The organism is Leifsonia sp. Root1293 (assembly GCF_001425325.1).
Taxonomy (GTDB): Bacteria; Actinomycetota; Actinomycetes; order Actinomycetales; family Microbacteriaceae; genus Orlajensenia.
Genome location: NZ_LMEH01000001.1, coordinates 1,860,748 through 1,885,566, shown reverse-complemented (window position 1 = coordinate 1,885,566; position 24,819 = coordinate 1,860,748). Strand labels below are relative to the sequence as shown.

General features: G+C 68.6%; 24 protein-coding genes and 1 tRNA gene. 11 read left to right on the top strand and 14 right to left on the bottom strand.

Going from position 1 to position 24,819, the window contains the following annotated elements; all coding sequences use genetic code 11:
* Window positions 1-11: 11 nt before the first annotated feature.
* On the bottom strand, window positions 12-548 hold the full coding sequence (locus ASC59_RS08945; RefSeq protein WP_082513493.1) for a gamma carbonic anhydrase family protein: 537 nt from the start codon (window positions 546-548) through the stop codon (window positions 12-14).
* A gap of 122 nt (window positions 549-670) precedes the next feature.
* Between ASC59_RS08945 and ASC59_RS08940 the strand changes: the two genes are divergently transcribed.
* A complete protein-coding gene (locus ASC59_RS08940; RefSeq protein WP_055821055.1) occupies window positions 671-1,159 on the top strand; it encodes a YbaK/EbsC family protein in 489 nt (162 codons plus the stop codon).
* A 24-nt stretch (window positions 1,160-1,183) separates the two neighbouring features.
* Here ASC59_RS08940 and galK read toward each other — a convergent pair whose 3' ends face one another.
* The gene (gene galK / locus ASC59_RS08935) at window positions 1,184-2,344 is read right to left on the bottom strand and encodes a galactokinase (protein WP_055821051.1); all 1,161 of its coding nucleotides are present in this window, start codon (window positions 2,342-2,344) and stop codon (window positions 1,184-1,186) included.
* Window positions 2,344-3,558, bottom strand: coding sequence for a galactose-1-phosphate uridylyltransferase (gene galT, locus ASC59_RS08930; protein ID WP_055821047.1), 1,215 nt, complete (start codon window positions 3,556-3,558; stop codon window positions 2,344-2,346). The genes galK and galT overlap by 1 nt, the downstream gene beginning before the upstream one ends.
* A gap of 87 nt (window positions 3,559-3,645) precedes the next feature.
* Here galT and ASC59_RS08925 point away from each other — a divergent pair, with 87 nt between their 5' ends.
* Window positions 3,646-4,497: a DeoR/GlpR family DNA-binding transcription regulator gene (locus ASC59_RS08925; protein WP_055821044.1), complete on the top strand. Its 852-nt coding sequence runs from the start codon at window positions 3,646-3,648 to the stop codon at window positions 4,495-4,497.
* Window positions 4,494-5,417, top strand: coding sequence for an aldose 1-epimerase family protein (locus ASC59_RS08920; RefSeq protein ID WP_055821042.1), 924 nt, complete (start codon window positions 4,494-4,496; stop codon window positions 5,415-5,417). Before ASC59_RS08925 ends, ASC59_RS08920 begins: the two co-directional genes overlap by 4 nt.
* 131 nt (window positions 5,418-5,548) lie before the next feature.
* Here the strand turns inward: ASC59_RS08920 and ASC59_RS08915 are convergent, their stop codons facing one another.
* Window positions 5,549-6,205, bottom strand: coding sequence for a fasciclin domain-containing protein (locus tag ASC59_RS08915; RefSeq protein ID WP_055821039.1), 657 nt, complete (start codon window positions 6,203-6,205; stop codon window positions 5,549-5,551).
* Between the two features lie 308 nt (window positions 6,206-6,513).
* On the opposite strand from ASC59_RS08915, the gene sigK reads away from it, so the two are divergent.
* Both sigK and ASC59_RS08905 read left to right on the top strand, forming a co-directional pair.
* Window positions 6,514-7,110, top strand: coding sequence for an ECF RNA polymerase sigma factor SigK (gene sigK / locus ASC59_RS08910; RefSeq protein ID WP_055821037.1), 597 nt, complete (start codon window positions 6,514-6,516; stop codon window positions 7,108-7,110).
* The gene (locus ASC59_RS08905) at window positions 7,107-8,045 is read left to right on the top strand and encodes an anti-sigma factor domain-containing protein (RefSeq protein WP_055821035.1); all 939 of its coding nucleotides are present in this window, start codon (window positions 7,107-7,109) and stop codon (window positions 8,043-8,045) included. Before sigK ends, ASC59_RS08905 begins: the two co-directional genes overlap by 4 nt.
* A 131-nt stretch (window positions 8,046-8,176) precedes the next feature.
* Here the strand turns inward: ASC59_RS08905 and ASC59_RS08900 are convergent, their stop codons facing one another.
* Entirely contained in the window at window positions 8,177-8,905 is a 729-nt protein-coding gene (locus ASC59_RS08900) for an alpha/beta fold hydrolase (RefSeq protein WP_055821031.1), read from the bottom strand.
* A gap of 293 nt (window positions 8,906-9,198) precedes the next feature.
* Here ASC59_RS08900 and ASC59_RS08895 point away from each other — a divergent pair, with 293 nt between their 5' ends.
* Window positions 9,199-10,239, top strand: a complete 1,041-nt coding sequence (locus ASC59_RS08895; RefSeq protein ID WP_055821029.1) for an LLM class F420-dependent oxidoreductase — start codon at window positions 9,199-9,201, stop codon at window positions 10,237-10,239.
* A gap of 69 nt (window positions 10,240-10,308) precedes the next feature.
* Here the strand turns inward: ASC59_RS08895 and ASC59_RS08890 are convergent, their stop codons facing one another.
* Entirely contained in the window at window positions 10,309-10,995 is a 687-nt protein-coding gene (locus tag ASC59_RS08890) for a DUF2510 domain-containing protein (RefSeq protein ID WP_055821026.1), read from the bottom strand.
* A 91-nt stretch (window positions 10,996-11,086) separates the two neighbouring features.
* Window positions 11,087-12,037, bottom strand: coding sequence for an oxygenase MpaB family protein (locus ASC59_RS08885; protein WP_055821023.1), 951 nt, complete (start codon window positions 12,035-12,037; stop codon window positions 11,087-11,089).
* A gap of 106 nt (window positions 12,038-12,143) precedes the next feature.
* Here ASC59_RS08885 and ASC59_RS08880 point away from each other — a divergent pair, with 106 nt between their 5' ends.
* The gene (locus ASC59_RS08880) at window positions 12,144-13,100 is read left to right on the top strand and encodes a 5'-3' exonuclease (RefSeq protein ID WP_055821020.1); all 957 of its coding nucleotides are present in this window, start codon (window positions 12,144-12,146) and stop codon (window positions 13,098-13,100) included.
* A gap of 140 nt (window positions 13,101-13,240) precedes the next feature.
* Complete coding sequence (locus ASC59_RS08875) at window positions 13,241-14,212, top strand: hypothetical protein (protein ID WP_055821017.1); 972 nt, start codon at window positions 13,241-13,243, stop codon at window positions 14,210-14,212.
* Here the strand turns inward: ASC59_RS08875 and ASC59_RS08870 are convergent.
* Window positions 14,213-14,288 (bottom strand) — tRNA-Lys (locus ASC59_RS08870). It lies immediately after the preceding gene.
* 88 nt (window positions 14,289-14,376) lie between these two features.
* Here ASC59_RS08870 and ASC59_RS08865 point away from each other — a divergent pair.
* From ASC59_RS08865 to ASC59_RS08855, 3 genes are all read left to right on the top strand, one after another.
* Window positions 14,377-15,006 carry a hypothetical protein gene (locus ASC59_RS08865; RefSeq protein WP_055821013.1) on the top strand — a complete coding sequence of 210 codons (630 nt, stop codon included), beginning with the start codon at window positions 14,377-14,379 and terminating at the stop codon, window positions 15,004-15,006.
* A 111-nt stretch (window positions 15,007-15,117) separates the two neighbouring features.
* A complete protein-coding gene (locus ASC59_RS08860) occupies window positions 15,118-15,891 on the top strand; it encodes a class I SAM-dependent methyltransferase (RefSeq protein ID WP_055821011.1) in 774 nt (257 codons plus the stop codon).
* 292 nt (window positions 15,892-16,183) lie between these two features.
* Complete coding sequence (locus ASC59_RS08855) at window positions 16,184-17,071, top strand: aminodeoxychorismate lyase (protein ID WP_055821008.1); 888 nt, start codon at window positions 16,184-16,186, stop codon at window positions 17,069-17,071.
* Window positions 17,072-17,180: 109 nt separating this feature from the next.
* On the opposite strand, the gene pstB is transcribed toward ASC59_RS08855, so the two are convergent.
* From pstB to ASC59_RS08825, 6 genes are all read right to left on the bottom strand, one after another.
* Entirely contained in the window at window positions 17,181-17,960 is a 780-nt protein-coding gene (pstB, locus tag ASC59_RS08850) for a phosphate ABC transporter ATP-binding protein PstB (protein WP_055821005.1), read from the bottom strand.
* A 52-nt stretch (window positions 17,961-18,012) separates the two neighbouring features.
* Window positions 18,013-19,113, bottom strand: coding sequence for a phosphate ABC transporter permease PstA (pstA, locus tag ASC59_RS08845; protein WP_442915076.1), 1,101 nt, complete (start codon window positions 19,111-19,113; stop codon window positions 18,013-18,015).
* On the bottom strand, window positions 19,113-20,057 hold the full coding sequence (gene pstC / locus ASC59_RS08840) for a phosphate ABC transporter permease subunit PstC (RefSeq protein ID WP_055821002.1): 945 nt from the start codon (window positions 20,055-20,057) through the stop codon (window positions 19,113-19,115). The genes pstA and pstC overlap by 1 nt, the downstream gene beginning before the upstream one ends.
* A 137-nt stretch (window positions 20,058-20,194) precedes the next feature.
* Window positions 20,195-21,286 carry a phosphate ABC transporter substrate-binding protein PstS gene (gene pstS / locus ASC59_RS08835; RefSeq protein WP_055820998.1) on the bottom strand — a complete coding sequence of 364 codons (1,092 nt, stop codon included), beginning with the start codon at window positions 21,284-21,286 and terminating at the stop codon, window positions 20,195-20,197.
* A 245-nt stretch (window positions 21,287-21,531) separates the two neighbouring features.
* A complete protein-coding gene (locus ASC59_RS08830; RefSeq protein ID WP_055820996.1) occupies window positions 21,532-22,470 on the bottom strand; it encodes an NUDIX hydrolase in 939 nt (312 codons plus the stop codon).
* A complete protein-coding gene (locus ASC59_RS08825; RefSeq protein ID WP_055820993.1) occupies window positions 22,467-24,635 on the bottom strand; it encodes an RNA degradosome polyphosphate kinase in 2,169 nt (722 codons plus the stop codon). The genes ASC59_RS08830 and ASC59_RS08825 overlap by 4 nt, the downstream gene beginning before the upstream one ends.
* Between the last annotated feature and the right edge of the window lie 184 nt (window positions 24,636-24,819).

Below are 24,819 nucleotides of genomic sequence, written 5' to 3'. Positions count from 1 at the left end.
TCAGTCAGCGATCAGTCGAGCGCGGCGGTGTGTTCGCCGACGTGGCGGAGGTAGTGCTCTGCGTTGGTGCGGATGCCCTGGCGTTCGTCATCCGTCAGCTCCCGGCGCACCTTGGCTGGCACTCCGGCGACCAGTGATCCCGGAGGCACCTCGGTTCCCTCGAGCACGACCGCGCCGGCGGCGACGAGGGATCCTGCGCCGATCACCGCGCCGTTCAGCACTGTGGCCGACATGCCGATCAGGCTGTCGTCTCCGACGGTGCAGCCGTGCAGCACGGCACCGTGCCCCACGGAGACGTTGGCTCCGATCGTGAGCGGAAAGCCGGCGTCGACGTGGCAGACGACGGTGTCCTGAAGGTTGGAGCCCGCTCCGAGCACGATCGGGGCGCCGTCGGCCCGCAGCACGGCGTTGTACCAGACGCTCGAGCGCTCGCTCAGGGAGACGTCGCCGACGATCACGGCGCCGGCGGCCACGAAGGCGGTCGCGGCGATGGAGGGGCGGCCGATACCCGGCAGCTCCCTGATGACAGCCAGCTCGTCGATGCTCACGCCCCCACCCTACCCAGCCCTACCCAAGCCCGACTCGCCCGCTTTCGTCGCCTCAGAGCCCCGATCAGCGCGCGGATGCGACACATTTGGGCGACTCGGGGCGAGCGCCCTAGGGTGGCGACATGGTCGACACCTCTCACCCGGCGGTCGAGCGCGTGCGCGCCGCCCTGGCCGAACACGGTCTCACCCCCGACGTCACCTGGTTCGACGTGGCGACGCCCACGGCTCAGGCGGCAGCCGACGCCATCGGCACCAGCGTCGGCGCCATCGCCAACTCGCTCGTCTTCACCCTCGACGGGAGACCGCTCCTCGTTCTGACCTCCGGCGCGCACCGGGTGGACACCGAGTGGCTCGGGGCGAGGCTCGGCGGCACCGTCGCCCGCGCCACGAAGGAACAGGTGAAGGATGCGACGGGCCAGACGATCGGCGGCGTCGCGCCGGTGGGGCATCCGGCGCCGGTGCGCACGATCGTCGACACGGCGCTCGCCGACCACGACACCGTGTGGGCGGCAGCAGGCCACGCGCACACGGTGTTCCCGACCACGTTCGCGGAGCTGGTGCGCATCACCGGCGGCGAGCCATCGGCCGTGGTGGCGCCGGCCGAGGGCTGACGCTCGTCCGAACGAGAGGCGCGCCTACTCCTCGCGCGCGGCTCCCTGCGCCGCTCGCACCGTGAACAGCTCGGGCGCGGTGTAGCCGGCTGCAGCGAAGGCGGCCAGCACGGCAGCGCGCACGGCCGGAAGGTCGGCATCCGCCACCAGGGCGATGGCTGCACCACCGAACCCTCCGCCGGTCATGCGAGCACCGACGGCTCCGGCGGCCCGGGATGCCTCGACGGCGAGGTCGAGCTCCGGCGTCGAGATCTCGAAGTCGTCGCGCATCGAGGCATGCGACGCGTCGAGCAGTTCGCCGATGGCGCTGGGCCCCTCGGAGCGGAGGGTGCGCACGGTGTCGAGCACCCGCTGGTTCTCGGTGACGACATGGCGAACGCGACGGAAGGTCTCGTCATCGAGGATCTCTGCGGCCCGCGCGAGGTCGCTCATCTGCACGTCGCGCAGGGTGTCTGCTCCGAGGGCTCGGGCACCGGCCTCGCACGAGGCGCGGCGGGCCGCATAGCCGCCCGTCGAGTGGGCGTGGCTCACCTTGGTGTCGATCACGAGCACCTCGAGACCGGCGGTGTCGAAGCCGAGGGGAATGACTTCGGACTCGAACGAGCGGCAGTCGAGGAAGACCCCGGCATCCGCTCGCCCGAGCAGGGAGGCGGACTGGTCCATGATGCCGGTCGGTGCTCCGACGGCGCGGTTCTCGGCGAGCTGCCCCACCCTGGCGAGGGTGCGGCGGTCGAAGTCGAGGTGCCAGACGTCCTTCAGGGCAACGGCCATGGCGCTCTCGATGGCGGCCGACGATGACAGGCCGGCCCCGACGGGAACCTCGGAGTCGAGGTACACGTCGGCTCCGCTGAGGGAGTCGAGCGGCGCCCCGAACTGGCCGAGCGCCCAGGCGACGCCGAGCGGATACGCCGACCAGCCGTGCAGAGCCTCGGGCGCCAGGTCATCGAGCGAGATCGAAACGGGCTCCGTCGAGAACGCCGATGCCACCCGCAGGATGCGGTCCTCGCGCGGTGCGAGCGCCAGGACCGTGCGGCGGTTGATCGCGAACGGGAACACGAAACCGGCGTTGTAGTCGGTGTGCTCGCCGATCAGGTTGACGCGGCCCGGAGCAGACCAGATCCCCGACGGACGGCGCCCGTACAGCTGGGTGAAGTGCTCCGTCACGCTGGTGTGCAGGTCGGCCATCAGATCTCTTCCTCGTGCGATGCGGATGTTCCGTGCTCGACGGCGCCGGATGCCGCATCCGCCGCATCGATCGGTGTTGCCGCGTCAGCCCTGGCGATAGCCTCGCGGATACTCCGAGCCTGCTGCTCGGGCGTCACGTCGCCGATCCAGGCGCCCATGGCGGCCTCGGATCCGGCGAGGAACTTCAACTTGTCTGCTGCCCGACGGGGGCTGGTCACCTGGAGCATCAGCCTGATGTCGTCGCGCCCGACATTCACCGGCGCCTGGTGCCAGGCGGCGATGTAGGGCGTCGGCGTCTCGTAGAGCGCGTCGATGCCGCGGAGCAGCCGCAGGTAGAGCCGGGCCAGCTCGTCGCGCTCCTCGAGCGTCGTGGCGGCGAAGTCGGGGACGTGCCGGTGCGGCAGCAGGTGCACCTCGATGGGCCAGCGCGCGGCGAACGGCACGAACGCGCTCCAGTGTTCGCCCTGCAGCAGCAGCCGGTCGCCAGACTGCTCGCTGGCGAGAAGGTCTGCGAACAGGCCGGGACCGTAGCGTTCGATCGACTCGAGCAGTCGCGTCGTCCGGGGAGTGACGTACGGGTACGAGTAGATCTGGCCGTGCGGATGCTGCAGCGTGACGCCGATCGCCTCGCCCCGGTTCTCGAACGGGAACACCTGCTCGATACCGGGCAGCGCCGAGAGGGCGGCGGTGCGATCCGCCCACGCCTCGATCACGGTGCGTGCGCGGGAGACGCTCAGGGTTCCGAACGATCCGGCGTGCTCCGGGCTGAAGCAGACCACTTCGCACCGGCCGATGGAGGTGCGGGTGCGGCCGATGCCCACCGCCGAGAGCTCGGCGAGGGCGTCGGGGTCGGCATCCGTCGCCAGCTCTGGGCCGAACGACGGGGACTTGTTCTCGAAGACGGCCACGTCGTAGATGCTGGGGATCTCGGACGGGTTGCCCGGCTTCTGCGGGGCGAGCGGGTCGAGATCGGCCGGCGGCAGGAACACGCGGTTCTGGCGTGCGGCCGCGATGGAGATCCACTCTCCGGTGAGCGCGTCCTGGCGCATCGTCGCCGTGGCCGGCCGCGGGTCGAGCTCGCGCAGGTCGGGCGCACGCTCCGCGGAGAGCGTCGTGTCGGCGTCATCGAAGTAGATGAGTTCTCGGCCGTCGGCGAGCGAGTGCTCGAGGCGACGGATGCGAGGGTCGGCTGTGAAGGCTGCAGGCTCTGTCATGACAGGCTCACGATACGCGGCTTGCGTTTACGAAACAAGTTCATTTGCGCATTGCAAAGGCAAAGCAAAACCGGGAACAATGGGCGGATGACCTCGACCGATCGCGACATCGGCAACTCGGTGCCGGCCGGCATTCGCCGCAACCGCGCTGCGGCCCTCGTCGCCGACCGCGGCTTCGTGAGGGTGCGCGACCTGGCCGTCGCCTTCGGCGTCACAGACGTCACCGCCCGCGCCGATCTCGACCAGCTGGAGCGCGAGGGCCTCATCAGGCGCGTTCACGGGGGAGCCGTTCCGTCGACGGATGCCGCTGCCACGGCCATCGCCCGACGCCCGGAGCGCGAGCCCAGCTTCGAGGAGGCACTCGCAGCCTCCGCCGGACCGAAGGAGAGCATCGGGCAGACCGCCGCCGCCCTGGTCAGCAGCGGGCAGAGCGTCATCCTCGACGTCGGCACGACGACGCTGCAGGTGGCCCGGTCGTTGCGTGCCCGCCGCGACCTGGACGACGTGACGATCTTCACCAATGGGCTGAGCATCGCCCTCGAGCTCGAGAGCGCCATCCCCCGCTTCACGGTCGTGCTCACGGGTGGCACTCTGCGGCCTCGGCAGCACTCCCTCGTAGACCCGTTGGCCCGGGGAATCCTCGCCGATCTGCGGGCAGACATCGCCTTCATCGGCTGCAACGGCGTCGACGTCGAACGTGGCGTCACCAACGCCAACCTGCCGGAGGCGGCCGTCAAGATCGCGATGATCAGGGCGGCCGGTCGCGCCGTCGTCGTGGCCGATTCATCGAAGCTGGGCGAGGTGCACCTGGCCCGGATCTCCCGTCTCGACGAGGTCGACACCCTGGTGACGGATGCTGCTGCCCCGGCGGTGCTCCTCGGCGAGTTCGAGCAGGCGGGTCTCGCCGTGCTGCCGGCCGGCTCTAGGCTTTCCGCATGACCTTTCCCACCGGTGAGCAGTACGAGTTGCAGACGAGGACAGCGAGCGGCGAGCTGCGCGCGACGATCACGGGCCTCGCTGCAGCCATCCGTCAGCTGAGTCTCGACGGGGTCGACCTCGTCGAGACCTACGCGGAGGAGTCGTCGCCGCCCTACGGGGCCGGCATCGTTCTCGTGCCGTGGCCCAACAGGATCCGCGATGGGCGGTGGGAGCACGACGGGGTCGAGCGGCAGCTGGACATCACCGAGCCCAAGCTGAACAACGCCATCCACGGCCTGCTGCGCTACACCGAGTACCGCGAGGTCGACCGCACCCAGGACTCGGTCACGCTCGCCGCGACGGTCTTCCCGCAGCATGGCTACCCCTACCTTCTCGAGACCGCCGTCCACTACGAACTGGTCTCCGACGGGCTGAAGGTGACGCACTACCTGCGCAACCTCGGACACGAGTCGGCTCCCGTGGCCGTGGGAACGCATCCGTTCCTGCGCATCGGCGACGTGCCCACAGACTCGCTCACCCTGCAGCTCTCTGCCGCGAGCCACATCGAGGTCGATGACAGGCTGCTGCCGACGGCCGAGGTTCCCGTCGAGGGAACCGAGTGGGACCTGCGCGACCCGCGGCGCGTGAGCGAGCTTCAGCTCGACGACGCCTGGGGAGAGGCCTTCGCCACCGACGGCGAGGTGGTGCACACCCTCACTGCACCCGACGGACGCACGGTCTCGATGTGGTCGGAGCCCGAGTTCGGATTCGTGCAGGTCTTCACCACACGGCAGTTCCCGGGCCGCGAGGGCGACGCCGCCATCGCGATCGAGCCCATGACGGCCCCGGCCGACGCCTTCAACTCGGGCAAGGGCCTGCGCTGGCTCGCCCCGGGCGACGAGTGGGAGATCAGCTGGGGCATCCGCTTCGGCGGGTTCTGAACTCGACGGTGATCGAGTAGCGCCCGACGGAGTCGGACGCGTATCGAGATCCGCCGGTGCGCCTCAGCGACCGACACACGAAGAACGGCCCGCCTCCATTGGAGACGGGCCGTTCCCTCTTCACCGGATCATCAGGCCGGCGGCATCAGCACGGAGTCGATGAGGTACACCGTGGCGTTGGCGGTGTGAACGCCACCGCAGATGACCTTGGCGCCGTTGACCATGATGTCGTCGCCGCTGCCGGTGACCTCGACGGTTCCACCCTCGACCGTGGTCTGGGTTCCGTCGATGTCGTCAGGAGCGATCTGGCCGGGAACCACGTGGTACGTGAGGATCTTGGTCAGCGTGGCGGAGTCGGTCTTGAGCGACTCGATCGTGGCGGCGTCGATCTTCGCGAACGCGTCGTCGACGGGAGCGAAGACGGTGAACTCGCTGCCGTTCAGCGTGTCGACCAGGTTGACGTCGGGGTTGAGCCCGCCCGAGACGGCTGCGGTGAGCGTCGTGAGGATCGGGTTGTTCGAGGCGGCGACGGCCACCGGGTCCTCAGCCATTCCGGCGACGGAGCCGGCGCCATCCGGAACCTGCTCGGCGTAGCCGGCGCAACCGGAGCCGACGAGGTCGGCTGCGGGGTCCATGGCCTCGGGGGTCTCGGTCATGGGGGCTTCCGAGCTGGGGCTGCTTGACGACGACGAGTCGTCGGATCCGCCGCCCATCGAACAACCGGTCAGGCCGAGGGCTGCGATGCCCACGATCGAGAGGGCGGCGAGTGAAGTGCGTGTGAGTCGCATGGATCTTCTCCTTGGAATCGGTGGCCGGGTTCGGCCGGCTCCACTTGCTGTGGTGCCTTCAGGAGGGCATTCGGAACCCCGTGGGGCGCGGATTGGAGAAAGTCCGGAAAGTTTTTCGAAGCTGGGAATCCGGCGTGATCCGCACATTCGGTGCATCCGGGAGAGGGGTGGAAGTCGAAGGAGCCGGCGGTCGGCCGCGGCGCCGTGCCGGTTCAACCCGATCGGCGTACCGATGTCGGACCTGACGGCATCCGATTTCTCGTCGTATCGACGGCAATCCGAAACCGGCATCACACCGAACACCTGACATGCTTGTTCTCGTGCCCCATGAGATCGGTGAAGACGACATAGGAATTCCCGTCGTCACACTGGAAGAGCTGCTGGAACGTGTCGCCACGGGAGACCAGCGTGCTTTCAGCGAACTCTACGACGGGGTATCGGCTCGGCTATTCGGACTTATTCGACGGCTCGTCGTCGACCCGGCGCAATCGGAGGAGGTGACGCAGGAGGTGTTTCTCGAGATCTGGCAGTCCGCAGCGCGGTTCCAGCCCGAGCGGGGCAGTGCCCTCTCCTGGATGTTCACGCTCGCCCACCGCCGCGCCGTCGACCGCATCCGCTCGGCCCAGGCCTCGCGTGACCGCGACACCAGGATCGGCATCCGCGATCTTCCCATCGACACCGACGTGGTGAGCGAGGCCGCAGAGCTGCGGGTGGAGAACGAACGTGTTCAACGCGCACTCACGGAGCTCACGGATGTGCAGCGCCAAGCCGTGTCGTTGGCCTACTACTCCGGCTTCTCGCATAGCGAGATCGCCGATGAACTGAGCGTGCCGATCGGCACAGTGAAGACCCGAATACGCGACGGGATGATCCGTCTGAGAGACGCACTGGGGGTGACCGCATGAGCGAGAGAGACCAGAGTCCCGTGGGGGACGAGAACTCCCTGAGCGGCTCCTATGCCCTCGACGCCGTCGACGCCGACGAGCGCGCCCGCTACGAGCGTGCCCTCCTCGACTCGGATCAGCTGCGCGAGGAGGCGGCCGGATTCGCTGACACCGCAGCCCTGCTCGGCTCCAGCGTTCAGCCGGTCGACCCTCCGCCTGCCCTCAAGGCGAGCATCATGGCGCAACTGGCCGGCCTGCCTCAGCTGCCCGCACGCACTGCGGACGACGCCGATGCCGCCCCCGACGTCGGTGACCCGGCCGTGCTGTCGGCTCCGGATGCCGCGGATTCCGTCGCTCCTCCGACTCTGACTGCAGTCCCTCCCGCTCCGGGCGCGCCCCTCGCGCCGTCGGCCACTGATGCCGACGCTGCTCCGAGCCCCGGCTCGTCCGTGACGCCGCCTCCGGTCGGCCGGGCAGAAGCCGCAGCCCACCGGCGCTGGTTCTCCCGCCCGGGTGCCTTCATCGGCGCCGCTGCCGCCGCCGTCGTCCTCATCGCCGCCGTCGTCGTCGGGGTGAACTGGCCCGGACCGAACGGATGGGGCGCCCAGCGCGACCTCGCCAGCATCTCGGCCGCCTCGGATGCCCAGCAGGCGACCGGCGAGGTCTCCGGCGGTGGAACCGTCACTCTGACGTGGTCCGAGGAACTCGGACGCTCGGCCGTGATGGTCGACGGCATGCCGGCGCTCGCCGAAGACCAGACCTATGAGCTCTGGTACATCGACAGCGAGACTGCGGTTCCGGCAGGCACCTTCACCGTCGGAGACGACGGAACCACCTGGCGCGTGCTCGAGGGCAGCATGAGTGCTGGAGCGGCCGTCGGAGTCACCGTTGAGCCGGCAGGCGGTTCCCCGCAGCCGACGACGCAGCCCGTCGTCGTGGTGCCGACCGCCGTCTGATCGGCCTCAGGGTGCCGTCGGGCGCCAGCTGAGGTCCGGCATCCGCTCCCGTTCACAGGATGAGCCCGACGATGACGGCCGTCCAGGCCTCATCGTCGAGCTCATCCTGTGAACCACGGATGCCGCCGAGCTCAGTCGGAGACCGCTGCCACCGCGGCGAGGATCGCGTCCACCGTCGCCGACGGATGCGACACCATCGACACGTGCGACCCCGCGACGTCCGTGATGGTGGCCCCGGCGCGTTCCGCCATGCTGCGCTGCGTCGCGGGCGGAATCACGCGATCCTCGGTACCGACGACGGCCCAGCTGGGCAGCGTCTTCCAGGCCGTGGTGGTGGTCGGCGAGGCATTGGCAGCCAGCGTGATCGGGCGCTGGCCGGCGTGGATGAGCCAGCGGTCGGCCTCGGGCAGGTCCTGGGCGAAGGAGTCGTGCACCGTCGCCGGCTTGAGGAACGCCTCGGCGTCGCCCTCGGGAGAGCCGGGGTATCCAGCGACGTCGAGGACCGTGGTCGGATCGGGGACGTCGAGCGCCGAGCCGGATCCGCCGAGGATGGAGAACACTGTCTCGCCCTCATCGGGGATGAAGGCGTCGACGTAGACCAGCGCCTTCACCTCACCGCCACCGGTGCCGGCGTTGGTGATGACCGCACCGCCGTAGGAATGGCCGACGAGCACGACCGGACCGCTCGTGCGCTGAGCGAGGAAGGAGGCGACGTAGGCGGCATCCGTCGCCACGCCCCTCAGGAGGTTGGTGGGTGCGAGAACAGTGAAGCCGCGACCCTGCAGGTCGGTGGCGACCGCGTTCCAACTCGAGGCGTCAGCCCAGGCTCCGTGCACCAGGACGATCGTCGGTTGTGTCATATGCATGCCTTTCATTCAGGGGATGAGAGCGCTGTCATTCGAGCGAAGACTATTCCCCCGATCGGGGGGCGCGCCATGGTCGTCACGCAGAGTTCACGAGACACCGGATGCCGCATCGGCGGCGCAGGGATTGCAGGATGAGACAAGGTTCAGCCCCATATCGCGGCTGAAACGCAGCTGATCCTGCATATGCGCGCAGCGGCTTCGGTACGGATGCGGCCCCGGGGCATACTGGACGCTGGCCGCGTGCATCTCGCGCAGCCTGACGACACCACAGCGCAGTGAGGACTCACATGGACATCGGCATGATGCTGAACTACTCGGGCGGATTCCGCGAGACGGCCGCCGAGGTCGGAGAGCTCGAGAAGGCCGGGGTCGACATCGTCATCGTGCCAGAGGCCTACAGCTTCGACGCCGTGAGTCAGCTCGGCTACCTCGCCGCCGTGACCGACACGATCAAGCTGGCGTCAGGCATCCTGCAGATCTACACACGCACGCCCTCGCTCACGGCCATGACGGCCGCCGGTCTCGACTTCGTCTCGGACGGACGATTCGTGCTCGGCATCGGCGCCTCCGGCCCCCAGGTCATCGAGGGCTTCCACGGAGTTCCCTACGACGCACCGCTGCGGCGCACGCGGGAGATCATCGACATCTGCCGCATGGTGTGGCGCCGCGACCGCGTGGAGTACGAGGGCCGCAGCTACCGGATTCCGCTGCCGGCCGAGCAGGGAACCGGGCTGGGCAAGCCGCTGAAGCTCATCAATCACCCGGTGCGCGACCGCATCCCGATCGTCGTCGCGGCACTCGGCCCGGCCAGTGTCAGACAGACGGCCGAGATCGCCGATGCCTGGATGCCGATGTTCTTCCACCCCGAGCGAGCGCGCGACGTCTGGGGCGGGTCGCTCGATGCCGGCCTGGCCAAGCGTTCGGACGACCTCGCCAGCCTGGACGTCTTCGCGAGCCCGGCGCTGTACATCGGGGACGACGCCGACGCCGTCCTCCCGCTCGTGAAGCCGCAGATCGCCCTGTACGTCGGCGGCATGGGCGCGCGGGGCAAGAACTTCTACAACGACCTGGTGTCGCAGTACGGCTTCGAGAAGGAGGCGGCGCTCATCCAGGACCTGTACCTGGAGGGGCGCAAGGACGAGGCGACCGCGGCGGTTCCCGATGAGCTGGCTCGGGCCATCAACCTCATCGGGTCTCCGGCCCATGTGAAGGAGCGCGTCGCGGCCTTCGCCGAGGCCGGCGTCACCACGCTCGCCGTGACTCCACTGGCGCGCACGTCGGAGCAGCGCGTCGGACTCATGAGCGGGTTCCGCGCGCTCGTCGACTGAGGCCGGCTGCGGGGGGTCGTGACGCAGGAGTCGCGACGGCGGCACCGCTACAGGTGAGCTCGAGACCGCCTACTCGCCCTCTTCTCCTAGCTCGGAGGGCTGCCAGTACAGACCCGATGCCGTCTGGGTGACAAAGGCGACGTTCGACGATCCGTCGGGGTATTCGATGGTGCAGAGGAACTGCACGTCGTCGTAGCCGATGTCGTCGGGGCACTGCACGGACTCGGGGGCGGGCACCGAAGGGTCGGAGGCCGCTGCCCTCTCCAGATCCCTCATGATGCGGCGCTCGGCCGTCTCGGACACGGGTTGCGGGTAGTCGAACCCCGGAAGGCCGAGATTCGGCGTCATCGCGATGGAGGTCACGATCCACACGATCCCCGCCAGGATGACGCCGGCCGGGCCGAGCACCGTTCCCCAGATCGATGCGGTTCGTCCCGTACGCGTGCGCATCGACCGCACGATCCCGAGGATGCCGAGCAGGAGAGCGAGCAGGCCGGTGATGACAGCGACGAGTCCCGCGAGTGGAGTCACAGCAACGGCGGCGGCCGCGGCGATCGTCGCGATCCCGAGGATGAGCGCGTAGCGCGAGAACGGGTTGCGTTCCCCGGATCCGCCGGTCTCATCGGTGACGGATGCCGGCACGTGCGTGTGCTCCGTCCACGCCGTGCCGTCCCACCACCGCGTCGAGTCGGCAGGCACTGATGGGTCGTGGGCGGCGCCGGGGTCGGCATACCAGCCGGGCGGTGCTGTCGACATCGCGGCATCCGTTCGCGTAGGGGCGGCTTCCCCCGAAGCGTAGGGGAGCGCGGATCCCCCGCGCGTGCCCCCAAGCTGGGCACCGCGCTGCTCACTCCGCCGAGGCCGACGCTTCCGACGGCTTCGAGCCGCCGACATCGTCGACGTCGCGGCTCCAGCCGATCCGTGCGATCCGCGTGCGAGCGGCGTCCTCGGATGGCGACCTGTTCCCGAGCAGCCGGTGGACGGCCGTGAGAGCCCGGGCCGTCGCCCAGACCACGGGCAGCCTGGATCGGCGGAGGCCCAGCATCCGTCGATAGTCGTCGGGAAGGCTGGCCACCGCGCCGGCGAACAGCACCCTGTAGGCGGGCAGCATGGGCTTCGGCAGCGGGGGATGCCTGATGAAGCGCACGGCCTCGGCCACGCGTTCATCGCTCTTCAAGACCCCGTCGCGCGAGAACGCCGCCAGGTGGTCGCGGAGCTCCTGTTCCGAGCGCGGCGGGGACTCGACACCCACGAGTTCGCCGGCCGTCGCCCACTCCCGCACGTAGGCGTCGGCTCCTCCCGGGATCGGCCCGCCCCAGATGGTGTGGCACGCGAGGAACGAGTCCGTGAAGGCGAGGTGCACCCAGGCGAGCAGCTCAGGGTCGCCGGCCGCGTAGGGTCGCTCGACGCCGTGGGCGTCGAGATACGTGCCGACGACCCGGGAGTGGTACTTGCCCACGCGGGCGGACTCCTCGGTGGCGAAGACGGTGTCGGCGTACGTGACGATGGTCAGCCACTGGATTGTGCCCGCGAGCCGGCCGAGCGGATCCTCACCGAATCTCGAGTGGTCGTGAACACCGGCCATGGCTCCGGGATGAAGCGTCTGCACGAGCAGGGCACGGATGCCGGCCACGAGCGTGGGCATCCCGCCGTGCACCGCCCATGCGGCCGATCCGGGCCCGAAGAACCCGGCGTCGTCGCCCTCCTCGATGCGGTCGACCCAGGCCGGGCGGCCGTCGTGGGTGCCGGACAACGCGGCGAGCAGCCGCGATCGTGAGCGATCCTTCCCGGTGACCATGGGCCGAGTGAACACCGCGCAGCTGAATGCTGGGCGAGAGAAGCCCGGTCGGTTCCGGCGTCCGTCGACGCAGCAGCGGGTCACCCGGTCGTGCCATGATCAGGGCATGCCTGAGCGCCTGATGCTTCTCGATACCGCTTCGCTGTACTTCCGCGCGTTCCACGGCTTGCCGGACACCATCACGGCGCCGGATGGAACGCCGGTGAATGCCGTGCGCGGCCTGCTGGACTTCATCGGCCGGCTGGTCACGGACTTCGAGCCGACCCATCTCGTCGCCTGCTGGGACGACGACTGGCGGCCCCAGTGGCGGGTCGACCTCATCCCGAGCTACAAGGAGCACCGGGTGGACAAGGTCGTGGCCGGCGGGCCGGACGTCGAGGAGACTCCTGCCCTCCTCGTGGCCCAGATCCCGCTGATCCGTGAGGCGCTCGAGGCCTTCGGCGTCGTCATCGTCGGTGCGGCCGAGCACGAGGCCGACGACGTGATCGGCACCCTCGCCACTCGGGCGACGATGCCCGTCGACGTGGTTACGGGCGACCGCGACCTGTTCCAGCTCATCGACGACGATCGCGACGTGCGCATCGTGTACACCGCCCGCGGCATGAACAAGCTCGAGGTGCTCACCGGAGAGACCGTCCTGTCGAAGTACGGGGTCACGGCCGCCCAGTACGCCGACTTCGCCGCCCTGCGCGGTGATGCGTCCGACGGCCTGCCGGGTGTCGCCGGCATCGGTGAGAAGACCGCTGCGACCCTGCTCCAGGAGCACGGCGACCTCGACGGCATCATCGCAGCCGCGGCGGATGCCGCTGAGCCGATGTCGGCTGGCATTCGGGCGAAGATCCTGGCGGCAGCCGACTACCTCGCCGTCGCTCCGACCGTCGTCGAGGTCGTGCGCGACCTCGACCTCGGCGAGTTCGACTCCCGCATCCGCCCGCTCGATGCAGATGCCCTCGCAGCCGTCGCGGCGCTCTCCGAGACCTGGGCGCTCGGCGGATCGGCCGACCGTGCGCTGAAGGCCCTCGCCGCCCGTGCCTCGCGACGGGCGGCTCCGCCCGCGCGCTGAGCGATCCGCGCCGCGCCATCGCCGAGCGACGCGCGGGTCGTCGTTCGCGGTGGGGAGGCATCCGTTCTCCTAGGCTGAGGGCAAGGCGTGGGGGCGCCGAACCGCCTCCACGCCGTTCATCTCCATGGAGGATGCACCGCATGAGTGCGACGACGCAGGGTGGCTACGGCTCGGCCGCTGTGACGGAGCCTCAGCCGAAGCCCATCTCACCCTGGCTCTGGGTGCTCATCGGCATCGCCGCGGCGGTCGCTGGACTCCTGCCGTGGATCATCACGGGCATGCGTCTGCCGTTGCAGAACCTCTGGGCTGCTGAAACGCTTCCCTGGGACATGCCTCTCGCGCTGCTGCCGTTCAGCCAGTATGCGATCACGACCATCGTGGCTCTCCTCGGAGCGGGGGCGGTCTTCGCCGGCATCATCGCTCGAGCGACCCGCTCGCGCCAGGGCGTGGGTGGCTGGGTTGCGATCCTGGGTGGGGTGCTTCTCGTGCATACGACAGCCGTCGTCCAGACCGCTGCAGTGACGAGCAATGGGCTGCAAGCCCGAAGCGAAGCCACGCTCTATCTGAGCCTGCTCATAGGCGTTGTCGTGCTGGCAGTCCTGCTCGGGATCCTGGTCTTCTGGCTGATCGCGCGAGCACCGCGCGCCGGCGCCCTCATCGGCCTGAGTCTGGGTGCGCTCGCCGGCGGATCCTGGCTGGCCGAGCTGATGATCCCCGTGGGATCGAGCTACGCCGAATGGCAGTTCTGGCTCGCACCGCTTCTTCGCTGGGTACCCGCGATCCTTGTTGGCGTGGCCATCGCATGGTGTGGTGTCGACACCGTCGGTCGCATCGTGGCTGTTCTCGGCAGCCTCGTCATCCTCTGGGTCGGCCCGGTGCTGATCACGGCCATCACCAGCGCCGCTGGTAGCCGGGTCCTCGCGTCCCGTCCGTCGGAGATGCTCGACTACGGCGCCCAAGTGTTCCGGATGGCTCTCGTGGCTGGGGAGTTCGTGCTCGTTCCCATCGTCGTCGCCGTCGTGATCGCGGCGATTGGCCTGTGCGGACGGATGCTGCTGCAGCGGTCGCGCTCGACCGCGACGCGCCCGGTCGGCGACACCGAACCGGAATGATGGTGGGCCCCGTCGGGCTCGAACCGACGACCCAGGGATTAAAAGTCCCTTGCTCTACCAACTGAGCTAGAGGCCCGCGTCTCTAACTTATCGTGGATCGCGTTCCGCAGAATGCGCGTAGCGTTGGGCGGAGCGCACTGGACGAGACCCGGAAACGGAGCACCATGGCAGAGGAATTCCACAAGCCGACGAAGTTCCCCTCGCGCATGTTCGAGGCCTTCCACGGGGGAGACGATCCGGCGACGCTCAGCCGCGTCGCCCACGAGACGGCGCATGCACTGCTCTCACGAGTGCGCGAGGATCCCGATCCGGCCGTCGTCGAGCGGCTCGTCGCCTACACCGACGAGCACGGGATCGACGCTGTCGCCGAACTCTGGTCTCGGGCATCCCCGCGCAGCCTGCCCGGCGCCCTGTGGCGGCTGTACCTGCTGCGCCTGCTCATCCGGCAGGATCCGACGGGCACGGCTTTCCTCTTCCAGCGCGGGTCCGAACTCGCTGTCGGCGTCGACCCCGTCGTGGCCGGCGCTCCGACACCGACAGGTCCCGAGGAGGTCCTCGCCCTCGCCGACGACATCCTGCGCGGCATCTTCGCGGGCGACTTCGGTATCGCCCTCGACCGCGCAGCGGCCTTCTGCCGCATCATGGCGAGCGGCGCCTCGAGCGTCGCCGACGACTCCGATGCCACCGAGCCCGAGCGCAGCAGCGAATTGACCACTCGGGCGCTGCGGTTCTCCGAACTGGGTCAGGAGCTCGGCGCCTGCGCCCGCCTGTGGCGCAGCTTCTCACTTGACTGAACCTCGGCCCGGCTCGTGGCGTAACGCGGCATCCGCCGCCTGACAGACTGGACTGAGACGCCGCACGGCGCGAGGACTCGGCTGGACGGATGCGGGAGGACGACGATGGCCATGGAACGCACCGGAGACGGCAGCGCCGGCGATGCCGACTACGCCCGCATCGGCTTCGGCTACGCGGACTACCGCCGACCGGATCCACGGATCGCCGCGGCGATCCTGCGGGAACTCGGCGACGCCTACACCGTGCTGAACGTGGGCGCAGGCGCCGGATCGTACGAGCCGCGCGACCGTGACGTCACAGCCGTGGAGCCCTCGGCCACCATGCGCATCCAGCGCGAGGCCGGGCTGCCCCGTGCCATCGATGCGACGGCCGAGAGGCTGCCGTTCGACGACGACGCCTTCGACGCATCACTGGCCACCTTCACCGTGCACCAGTGGGCCGACATCGACCGCGGGCTCGCCGAGATGCGACGGGTCACGCGCGGGCCGGTGCTGGTGCTCACCTGCGACCCGAAGGCCCTCGACAGGTTCTGGCTCGACGAGTACGCCCCCGAGGTGATCGACACCGAAGCCGCTCGCTACCCGGCCGTCGAGGCCATCGCCGCAGCTCTCGGCGCGAACAGCCGCATCATCGAGGTGCCCATCCCGCTCGACTGCCTGGACGGCTTCGGCGAGGCGTACTACGGGCGTCCCGAGGCCCTTCTCGACCCGGGTGCCCGCCAGGCGAACTCGGCGTGGAGCTTCGTCGGACCGCTCGTGGCCCGCCGCTTCGTACGCGAGCTCGGCGACGAACTCGCATCCGGCGCCTGGGACGCGAAGTACGGCGACCTGCGCACCCAGCCCGAGTTCGAGGGTTCCCTGCGCCTCATCGTCGGGCTCAAGTAGAGCTCCTGCGATCGGTGCGGCCGAGACGAGTTCGCCAGATCGCGCCGAGCGGGGAATAGCTCACGGCATCCGTCGCTTACACTTGTACGTGGTCGGGCCGCAGTAACCCCGGGCTCCAATATTCGCCGCTCCGAGCGGCCTCGCGCCGAGAGGCGTTCTGCGGCCCGGCCACTTCTCTGTCCGCCTCGCGGGCACCCGCGACGTGGTGATGTCAGCAGTTTCCAGCCGCTCCGAGCCACCACGGATGTCAACCCACCGGCAGCAGGCCTCCAGCCGAACTAGGCTTTCGAGCATGTCGTTGCCGTACACGCTGCTCATCGATCCGCTCGCTGCGGATGACGCCACCTCAGCCACGGAGGGCACCTTCCGGGAGATCGACCCCTCTGCGCCGGCGCTCAGGGTGGGGGAGCTCAGCACTCAACGAGGCGACGGCATCTTCGAGACCATCGCCGTCGTCGACGGCCACGTGCAGGAGTCGGAGCCGCACCTGGCGCGTCTGGTGCGCTCGGCCGAGATCTGCGACCTCCCCGTGCCGAATCTGCGCCAGTGGCGCGCGGCGATAGCCTTCGCGCGCGACCAGGTGCCGACCGAGGGCGAGCTCGCCATGAAGCTCGTGCTCAGCCGCGGGGTCGAGCACGGGCCGGCCCCCACGGCCTGGCTCAGCGTGAATGCGGCATCCGATTCGACCGAAGCCCGCACGAAGGGCATCCGCGTCGTCACCCTCGACCGCGGCTACGACCACGGGGTTGCCGAACGAGCTCCCTGGCTGCTGCTCGGCGCGAAGACCCTGAGCTACGCGGTCAACATGGCCGCCCTGCGCGAGGCACGGCGTCGCGGCGCCGACGACACCATCTTCGTCACGAGCGACGGCTACGTCATGGAGGGACCGACGTCGAGCGTTATCGCCCGCATCGACGGCGTCTTCGTGACGCCGAAGCCCTCAGGGTCGATCCTTGCGGGAACGACGCAGGCGAGCCTCTTCGAGCACATCCGCGTGCACGACTTCCCGGCGGCCGAGCGGGACATCACGGTCGAGGAACTGCGGCGGGCGGATGCCATCTGGCTGGTCTCCAGCGTGCGTCTCGCCGCGCCCGTCGTCTCGCTCGACGGGGAGCCGATCGCGCTCGACGCCGAGGCGAACGACGCTTTCACCCGGTACCTGCTGAGCCCCCGCGACTGACGCCCGGCGGCAGCTGGAAAGCGAGGACTTTCACGGCGAAACGCCGCTCGTGGCGTTCACGGAGCGGCGTTTCGACGTGGGGTTCCTCGCTTTCCAGCGAGGGGCGGGATCAACCGAAGCGGCCGGAGACGTAATCCTCCGTCGCCTGCACGCTCGGGTTCGAGAACATCGTGGTGGTGTCGTCGTACTCGATGAGCTTGCCGGGCTTGCCGGTGCCGGCGATGTTGAAGAACGCCGTGCGGTCGGAGACGCGCGATGCCTGCTGCATGTTGTGGGTCACGATGACGATCGTGAACTCCTGCTTCATCTCCTCGATCAGGTCCTCGATGGCGAGGGTCGAGATCGGGTCGAGGGCCGAGCACGGCTCGTCCATGAGGATGATCTCCGGATTGACGGCGATGGCGCGCGCGATGCAGAGACGCTGCTGCTGACCGCCCGACAGGCCGGAGCCCGGCATGTGCAGGCGGTCCTTGACCTCGTTCCAGAGGTTCGCTCCGCGCAGCGACTTCTCGATGAGGTCGTCGCCCTCGGACTTCGACATGCGCTTGTTGTTGAGCTTCGCGCCGGCCAGCACGTTGTCGCCGATCGACATGGTCGGGAACGGGTTGGGGCGCTGGAACACCATGCCGACCTGGCGGCGCACGAGCACGGGGTCGACGCCCGCTCCGTACAGGTTGTTGCCGTCGATCAGCACCTCACCCTCGACGCGTGCGCCGGGGATGACCTCGTGCATGCGGTTGAGGGTGCGCAGGAACGTGGACTTGCCGCATCCGCTCGGCCCGATGAATGCGGTGACGGTACGGGGTTCGATGGTCAGCGAGACGCCTTCCACAGCGAGGAAGCTGGAGTAGTAGACGTTGAGGTCGTTGACCTCGATGCGCTTGGACATGGATTCCTTCGTTCGGTGGTGCGGGGGAGGAGTGCTGGGGAGTCTTCGGTGCTCAGCGCAGGCCCTTGGGGGCGAGGAACTTCGCCACCAGTCGAGCGATGATGTTGAGCAGGGCGACGATGAGGATGAGCACGAGCGCGCCGGTCCAGGCGCGGTCGAGGTAGGCCTGGGCATCCGTTCCCTGGCTCGCGTACTGGGTGTACACGAACACCGGGAGGGTCATCATCCGCTCGGAGAACAGGTTGTAGTTCATGCTGGCGGTGAAGCCGGCGATGATGAGCAGAGGGGCCGTCTCGCCGATCACACGAGCGATGGAGATCATCACGCCGGTGATGATTCCGGCGATCGACGTGGGCAGGACGACCTTCAGCACCGTCAGGTACTTCGGCACGCCGAGGGCGAGGGATGCCTCGCGCAACTCGTTCGGAACGAGCTTCAGCATCTCCTCGCTCGAGCGCACGACCACGGGGATCATGAGCACGCTGAGGGCGACGGAGCCTCCGAACCCGAAACGGATGCCCGGATCGTCGAAGATCAGCGCGAAGAACGCGTAGGCGAACAGGCCGGCGACGATCGAGGGGATGCCGGTCATCACGTCGACGAAGAAGGTGACGCCGCGCGCCAGGCGACCGCGTCCGTACTCGACGAGGTAGATGGCGGTGAGCAGGCCGATGGGGACCGAGATGAGGGTCGCCATGCCGGTGATGAGCAGCGTTCCCACGATGGCGTGCAGAGCGCCTCCGCCGGCACCGACGACGTTGCGCATCGATTCGGTGAAGAACGCGATGTTGAACGCGGGGATGCCCTTCACGATCACCGTGAACGTCACCGAGATGAGCGGGACGAGCGCGATGGCGAAGGCGCTGGTGACCAGTGCGGTCACGAGTCGATCGGTGGCTTTGCGTCCGCCCTCGACGAGCCGCGAGATCACCCAGATGAGCACGCAGAACAGCACGACGGCGAGGACGGCCATGCCGGCCCAGTTGAATTCACCGCCGCCGGCGGCCTGCACGACGGCGAAGATCGCGATCGAGATGGCGAAGGATCCGGCGAGCAGCCAGAGGGGGGAGTACTTCGGCAGCTTGCCCGAGGTGAGCGCGTTGGGCATCGCCGTGGCTGGCGCTGTCCTGGTCGGCGTGGTCGTCATGGTCATCAGTTGGCTCCTGAGAAGGCCTTGCGGCGGCCGACGATGTAGCGCGCGATCGAGTTCACGCCGAGGGTGATCACGAACAGGATGAGTCCCGTCGCGATGAGGATGTTGACGCCCACGTCATGCGCCTCGGGGAAGTTCAGCGCGATGTTCGCAGCGATCGTCGTCGGGTTCTGCGACTGCACCAGGGCGAACGAGATGATGGTCGCGGGGGAGAGCACCATGGCGACGGCCATGGTCTCGCCGAGGGCGCGGCCCAGGCCGAGCATCGCACCCGAGATGACACCGGGGCGTCCGAACGGCAGCACGGCCATGCGGATCATCTCCCAGCGCGTCGCACCGAGCGCCAGGGCCGCCTCCTCGTGCAGGCGCGGCGTCTGCAGGAAGACCTCGCGGCTGATCGCGGTGATGATCGGGAGCACCATCACGGCGAGCACGATGGCCACGGTGAGGATCGTGCGGCCCGTGCCGGAGACAGGACCGGCGAAGAGCGGGAACCAGCCGAACCACTCGGTCAGGCTGGAGTAGAACGGCTGCACGGCCGGGGCGAGCACTCCGATGCCCCAGAGGCCGAAGACGACCGAGGGAACGGCGGCGAGAAGGTCGACGACGTAGCCGAGGCCCTGGGCGATGCGGCGGGGTGCGAAGTGGGTGATGAAGAGCGCGACGCCCATGGCCAGCGGAACCGCGATGATCATGGCGAGAGCCGCCGACCAGATGGTTCCGAAGACCAGGGGAGTGACATACGACCAGAAGTTGGTCGCGTCTCCCTTGAAATCGTCGGATTCCGCCACGAACGCGGGCATGGACTGCGCGACCAGGAAGATGGCGACGGCGGCGAGCACCGCGAGGATCAGGCTGCTCGCGACGACGGTCAGCGTGGAGAACACCCGGTCGCCGGGTCGCTCCTTCGCGGTGATCACGGGGGCGGCGACAGTAGTCGTCATGGCTGGCGAGTCCCTTGCGGTGCGTGAGATGGGGGTGTCTGTGCGGGGTCCGCTGCCGCGAACCCCAGTCTGCCCGACCCGTCATCCGGCACGCAATGCGTGCGGACGTCGGGCCGGGCAGGCGGGATATCCGGGTGTTACTTGATCGAGGCCACGACGTCGGCGACCTTGCCCTGCAGCTCGCTGGAGAGCGGCGAGGAGCCGGCGGCATCGGCTGCGACGGTCTGGCCGTCAGCCGAGGCGATGTAACCGACGTACGCCTTGACGAGCGCGGCCTGGTCGGCGTCTGCGTACTCCGGGCACACGATCGCGTAGCTCACGAGAACCAGCGGGTAGTGCGACGGGTCGGTGGTGGTGCGCTCGAGCTTGACGGCGAGGTCGTTCGCCTCGCGTCCCTCGACGGCGGGCGAGTCGTCGACGACGGCTGCTGCGCCCTCGGCGCTCGGGGCGACGAACTCTTCGCCGACCTTGATCTTCACGACACCGAGGTCACCGGCGCGCGAGGCGTCGGCGTAGCCGATGGTGTTGGTTCCGTTGGTGACGGCGTCGATGACACCCGAGGTGCCCTGGGCGCCCTCACCGGTCTGGTACGGGAACGCGTCGGCCGGCTTCTGGTCCCACACGTCGGGGGCGACCTGGTTGAGGTAGTCCGCGAAGTTCTTGGTGGTACCCGAGTCGTCCGAGCGGTGGACGGCCGTGATGTTGGCGTCCGGGAGGGTCACGCCGTCGTTGAGGGCGGCGATCGCCGGGTCGTTCCACTTCGTGATGTCACCCTTGAAGATGTGGGCGATGGTCGCGGCGTCGAGCGAGAGCTCGTCGACACCCTCGACGTTGAAGACGACGGCGATCGGGGAGATGTAGACCGGGAGGTCGACGGCCTTGGTGTCGGGAGCGCAGGCGGCGAAGGTGCCGGCGATCTCCTCGTCGTTCAGAGCCGAGTCGGAACCGGCGAAGTCCACTCCACCGGAGATGAATGCCTCACGACCGGCGCCGGAGCCCGACGGGTCGTAGTTGACGGTCACGTCGGGGTTCGCGGTCTGGAATCCGGCGACCCAGGCCTCCTGGGCTGCCTGCTGCGAGGAGGCGCCGGCAGCGTTGAGCGTGCCGGTGAGCGAGGAGGTGGTCTCGCTGGCTGCGGGGGAAGCTTCCTCGTTGGCTGCGCACGAGGAGAGTGCGATGGTGGCTACGACGGCCAGGACGACCGGGGCGCCAAAACGCTTGAGTTTCACGAATGTCCCTTTCAGGGGAAGTGATTACATGATGTGAACCTGTTCGGCTCGGTCCCGACGCTAAGCGGGCTCCATGACGCGCAGCCTCACTGCAGGTGAACGGAGCCTTAACGGGCGCGGACCATACGTACGCATGCCGCCCCGTCTTTCCGCGGCGGCATGGCGCGCACAGGCCCACGGCGAGCCAGGGCAGGGCGACGCGCCAGGCACGGCGCGTGCGAGCCGCTGGCCCGCGGCATCCGGGATCAGACGCGCGGAGAGTGCGTCTCGATGGCGATGATGCCTGAGCTCGGATTGGTCGATGACAGGTGCACCACGGAGAACGCGCCGGGCTCGAGGGAGGCCGCATCCGAGATGTACGCACCGGTGGGCGTTCCCGTCGCCAGGGCGATCTCGCGCAGGATGTCGCCGAGCACGGGGCCGTGGCTGCAGATCACGGCGGTCTTCCGGGATCGCACACGCTGGCCGATGACCGCGCGGATGTCGGCCTTGCCCTCCTCGTACAGGTCCTGGCTGAGGTCGTCGGTGCGCTTCAGCTCGATCCCGGATGCCGCCGAGAACGGGGTGACGGTCGTCACGCAGCGCGTCGCGGTGCTGGTGGTGATGCGCTTCGGGTGCCACGCGGCCATGGTGTCGACGATGGTGGCAGCCTGGTGGACGCCGCGCTCGGTGAGCGGCCTGGTGGCGTCGGACTTCTTCCAGTCGCTGCGGGCCATCGCCTTGGCGTGCCGGAGCACGACGAGCGCGAAGGTGCGGGTGACCCCGCTGTCGACGAGTGCGGCGAAGGCGTCGAGGATCTCGACATCGGACTTGAAGGTGAGATAGCTGCGGGCCTTCTTGATGGTCACCCACTCGAGCGCGGCGACCTCGCCGTTCGGCACGAAGGTCGAGTGTCGGATGGCCTCGTCGCTCACCTCGGCCGCCCAGTAGTGCACGATCTTGGTGCGGTTGCCCGAGAGGGGATAGTTCGAGACACCGAGCGGAACGCCGAGGGCGACGGTGAGGCCGGTCTCCTCCTTGATCTCGCGCACGGCGGTCTGCGGGAGCGTCTCCCCGGGATCGACCTTGCCCTTCGGGATGGTGACATCGCCGTGCACGGTGCGGTGGATGACGAGCACCATCATGCGGCCGTCGACCACCCGCCAGCAGACCGCCCCGGCGGCGTAGATGGCGGTTGCCGTCATCGGTTCCTCCCGGGTCGCTTGCGTGCTCCGATCTCGTGCATGAGCGTGTTCTGCATGTCGTCGAGAGGCGAGCCGTCCTCGTCGAGGTGGTGGCGCACCCACACTCCGTCGTCGCCGAGCCACCACGAGGACGTGCGCTCGTCCATGGCGCGGTCGAAGAGGCCGGCGATCTCGTCGAGGTGCTCCTGCTCGGTGAGACGCACCAGGGCCTCAACACGTCGGTCGAGGTTGCGGTGCATCATGTCGGCGCTGCCGATGAACACGTGCGGCTCGCCGGCGTTCAGGAACGAGAAGATGCGCGAGTGCTCGAGGTAGCGACCGAGGATCGACCGCACCCGGATGTTCTCGCTCATCCCGGGCACGCCGGGCATGAGACTGCAGATGCCGCGCACCCAGATGTCGACGGGCACTCCGGCGTTCGATGCCCGGTAGAGGGCGTCGATGATGGCCTCGTCGACCATGGAGTTCACTTTGATGCGGATGCTGGCGGGCTTGCCCGCGAGAGCGTTCCGGGTCTCGGTGGCGATGTGGCGCAGCAGTCCCTTGCGCAGGTGCAGGGGAGCGACGAGCAGGCGCTTGAACTTCTTCTCGATGGCATATCCCGAGAGCTCGTTGAACAGACGGGTGAGGTCCTTGCCGACCTGGTCGTCATCCGTCAGCAGCCCGAGATCCTCGTAGATGCGGCTGGTCTTCGGGTTGTAGTTCCCCGTTCCGATGTGGCTGTAGTGCTTCAGCTCGCCCTTCTCCTCGCGGATCACGAGGGCGAGCTTGCAGTGCGTCTTCAGGCCGACGAGGCCGTAGACCACGTGCACGCCGGCCTTCTCGAGCTTGCGGGCCCAGCTGATGTTGGCCTGCTCGTCGAAGCGGGCCTTGATCTCGACGAGGGCGAGCACCTGCTTGCCAGACTCCGCCGCGTCGATGAGAGCCTCGACGATGGGGCTGTCGCCCGAGGTGCGATAGAGCGTCTGCTTGATGGCCAGCACGTGCGGGTCGGCGGCCGCCTGCTCGATGAACGCCTGCACGCTGGTCGCGAACGACTCGTACGGGTGGTGCAGCAGCACGTCGCCGCGGGCGATGGCCGAGAAGATGTCAGGGCGCGAGTTGGGCTCGAGGGGCTGCAGGCGCGCGCTCGTCGTCGGCACGTGCGTCGGATAGTGCAGGTCTGGCCGATCGATCTTGGCGATGTCGAACAGTCCGCCGAGGTCGAGCGGCGCAGGCAGCCTGTACACCTCGTTGTCGGTGACGTCGAGTTCACGCACGAGCAACCCGAGGGTCACGTCGTCCATGTCGTCGGTCACCTCGAGGCGGATGGGCGGCCCGAAACGACGGCGCAGCAGCTCCTTCTCGAGCGCCTTGATCAGGTTCTCGGTCTCGTCCTCGTCGACCTCGACGTCCTCGTTTCGGGTCACGCGGAACACGTGGTGCTCGAGGATCTCCATGCCGGGGAACAGGTCGCCGAGGTGGTTGGCGATGAGGTCCTCGAGGGTGATGAAGCGCTCGGCGCCCGGGTCGTGCGGGATCTTGAGGAACCGCGGCAGCATCTGCGGCACCTTGAGGCGCGCGAACTCCTGCTTGCCGGTCTTCGAGTTGCGCACCCGCACCGACAGGTTCAGCGAGAGTCCGGAGATGTAGGGGAACGGATGCGCCGGGTCCACTGCGAGGGGCATCAGCACCGGGAAGATCTGGCGCGAGAAGTAGTCGCGCAGGTTCGACCTCTCGGCATCCTCCAGCTCGTCCCAGCGCACGATGTGGATGCCGGCGTCGGCCAGCGACGGACGCACGAGTTCGCTGTAGGCGGCTGCGTGCCGCTCCTGCAGTTCGTGCGCCTTGGCCGAGATGTCGGCGAGCACGTCCTGCGGCGCACGACCGACGTTCGTCGGGATCGCCAGTCCGGTCAGGATGCGGCGCTTGAGGCCGGCGACCCGAACCATGAAGAACTCGTCGAGGTTGGAGGCGAAGATCGCCAGGAAGTTGGCGCGCTCGAGCACCGGCGTCGTCGGGTCCTCTGCGAGCTCCAGGACGCGCTGGTTGAACGCGAGCCAGCTGAGCTCGCGGTCGAGGTAGCGCTCTCCGGGCAGGCTGGTGTCTCCGGCGGGGTCGAAGGGCTCGAAGTCGTCGTCGAAGTCGCCCGCGAGTCCGGTGTCGATCAGGTTCTCGGCATCCATGTCTTCATCATGGCATCAGCGGCATGAACAGCACGTGACGAGCACGTTATCTCCCCGCCGGATATCGCTGTGGAGGTGCCGGCTTTGAAGCCGGCTGATGCCGATTGCAGGATGAAACCGAGGCTGACCACCCCAGGGAGCATCATCCGCCGTCTCATCCTGCAAACGTGACGTGACGTGGGCC

Excerpts from the sequence above, each read along its gene's own strand:
- ASC59_RS08940 (WP_055821055.1), top strand. The coding sequence starts at position 671 with ATGGTCGACACCTCTCACCCGGCGGTCGAGCGCGTGCGCGCCGCCCTG.
- galK (WP_055821051.1), bottom strand. The coding sequence starts at position 2,344 with ATGGCCGACCTGCACACCAGCGTGACGGAGCACTTCACCCAGCTGTAC.
- galT (WP_055821047.1), bottom strand. The coding sequence starts at position 3,558 with ATGACAGAGCCTGCAGCCTTCACAGCCGACCCTCGCATCCGTCGCCTC.
- ASC59_RS08925 (WP_055821044.1), top strand. The coding sequence starts at position 3,646 with ATGACCTCGACCGATCGCGACATCGGCAACTCGGTGCCGGCCGGCATT.
- ASC59_RS08920 (WP_055821042.1), top strand. The coding sequence starts at position 4,494 with ATGACCTTTCCCACCGGTGAGCAGTACGAGTTGCAGACGAGGACAGCG.
- ASC59_RS08915 (WP_055821039.1), bottom strand. The coding sequence starts at position 6,205 with ATGCGACTCACACGCACTTCACTCGCCGCCCTCTCGATCGTGGGCATC.
- sigK (WP_055821037.1), top strand. The coding sequence starts at position 6,514 with ATGCTTGTTCTCGTGCCCCATGAGATCGGTGAAGACGACATAGGAATT.
- ASC59_RS08905 (WP_055821035.1), top strand. The coding sequence starts at position 7,107 with ATGAGCGAGAGAGACCAGAGTCCCGTGGGGGACGAGAACTCCCTGAGC.
- ASC59_RS08900 (WP_055821031.1), bottom strand. The coding sequence starts at position 8,905 with ATGACACAACCGACGATCGTCCTGGTGCACGGAGCCTGGGCTGACGCC.
- ASC59_RS08895 (WP_055821029.1), top strand. The coding sequence starts at position 9,199 with ATGGACATCGGCATGATGCTGAACTACTCGGGCGGATTCCGCGAGACG.
- ASC59_RS08890 (WP_055821026.1), bottom strand. The coding sequence starts at position 10,995 with ATGTCGACAGCACCGCCCGGCTGGTATGCCGACCCCGGCGCCGCCCAC.
- ASC59_RS08885 (WP_055821023.1), bottom strand. The coding sequence starts at position 12,037 with ATGGTCACCGGGAAGGATCGCTCACGATCGCGGCTGCTCGCCGCGTTG.
- ASC59_RS08880 (WP_055821020.1), top strand. The coding sequence starts at position 12,144 with ATGCCTGAGCGCCTGATGCTTCTCGATACCGCTTCGCTGTACTTCCGC.
- ASC59_RS08875 (WP_055821017.1), top strand. The coding sequence starts at position 13,241 with ATGAGTGCGACGACGCAGGGTGGCTACGGCTCGGCCGCTGTGACGGAG.
- ASC59_RS08865 (WP_055821013.1), top strand. The coding sequence starts at position 14,377 with ATGGCAGAGGAATTCCACAAGCCGACGAAGTTCCCCTCGCGCATGTTC.
- ASC59_RS08860 (WP_055821011.1), top strand. The coding sequence starts at position 15,118 with ATGGAACGCACCGGAGACGGCAGCGCCGGCGATGCCGACTACGCCCGC.
- ASC59_RS08855 (WP_055821008.1), top strand. The coding sequence starts at position 16,184 with ATGTCGTTGCCGTACACGCTGCTCATCGATCCGCTCGCTGCGGATGAC.
- pstB (WP_055821005.1), bottom strand. The coding sequence starts at position 17,960 with ATGTCCAAGCGCATCGAGGTCAACGACCTCAACGTCTACTACTCCAGC.
- pstA (WP_442915076.1), bottom strand. The coding sequence starts at position 19,113 with ATGACCATGACGACCACGCCGACCAGGACAGCGCCAGCCACGGCGATG.
- pstC (WP_055821002.1), bottom strand. The coding sequence starts at position 20,057 with ATGACGACTACTGTCGCCGCCCCCGTGATCACCGCGAAGGAGCGACCC.
- ASC59_RS08830 (WP_055820996.1), bottom strand. The coding sequence starts at position 22,470 with ATGACGGCAACCGCCATCTACGCCGCCGGGGCGGTCTGCTGGCGGGTG.
- ASC59_RS08825 (WP_055820993.1), bottom strand. The coding sequence starts at position 24,635 with ATGGATGCCGAGAACCTGATCGACACCGGACTCGCGGGCGACTTCGAC.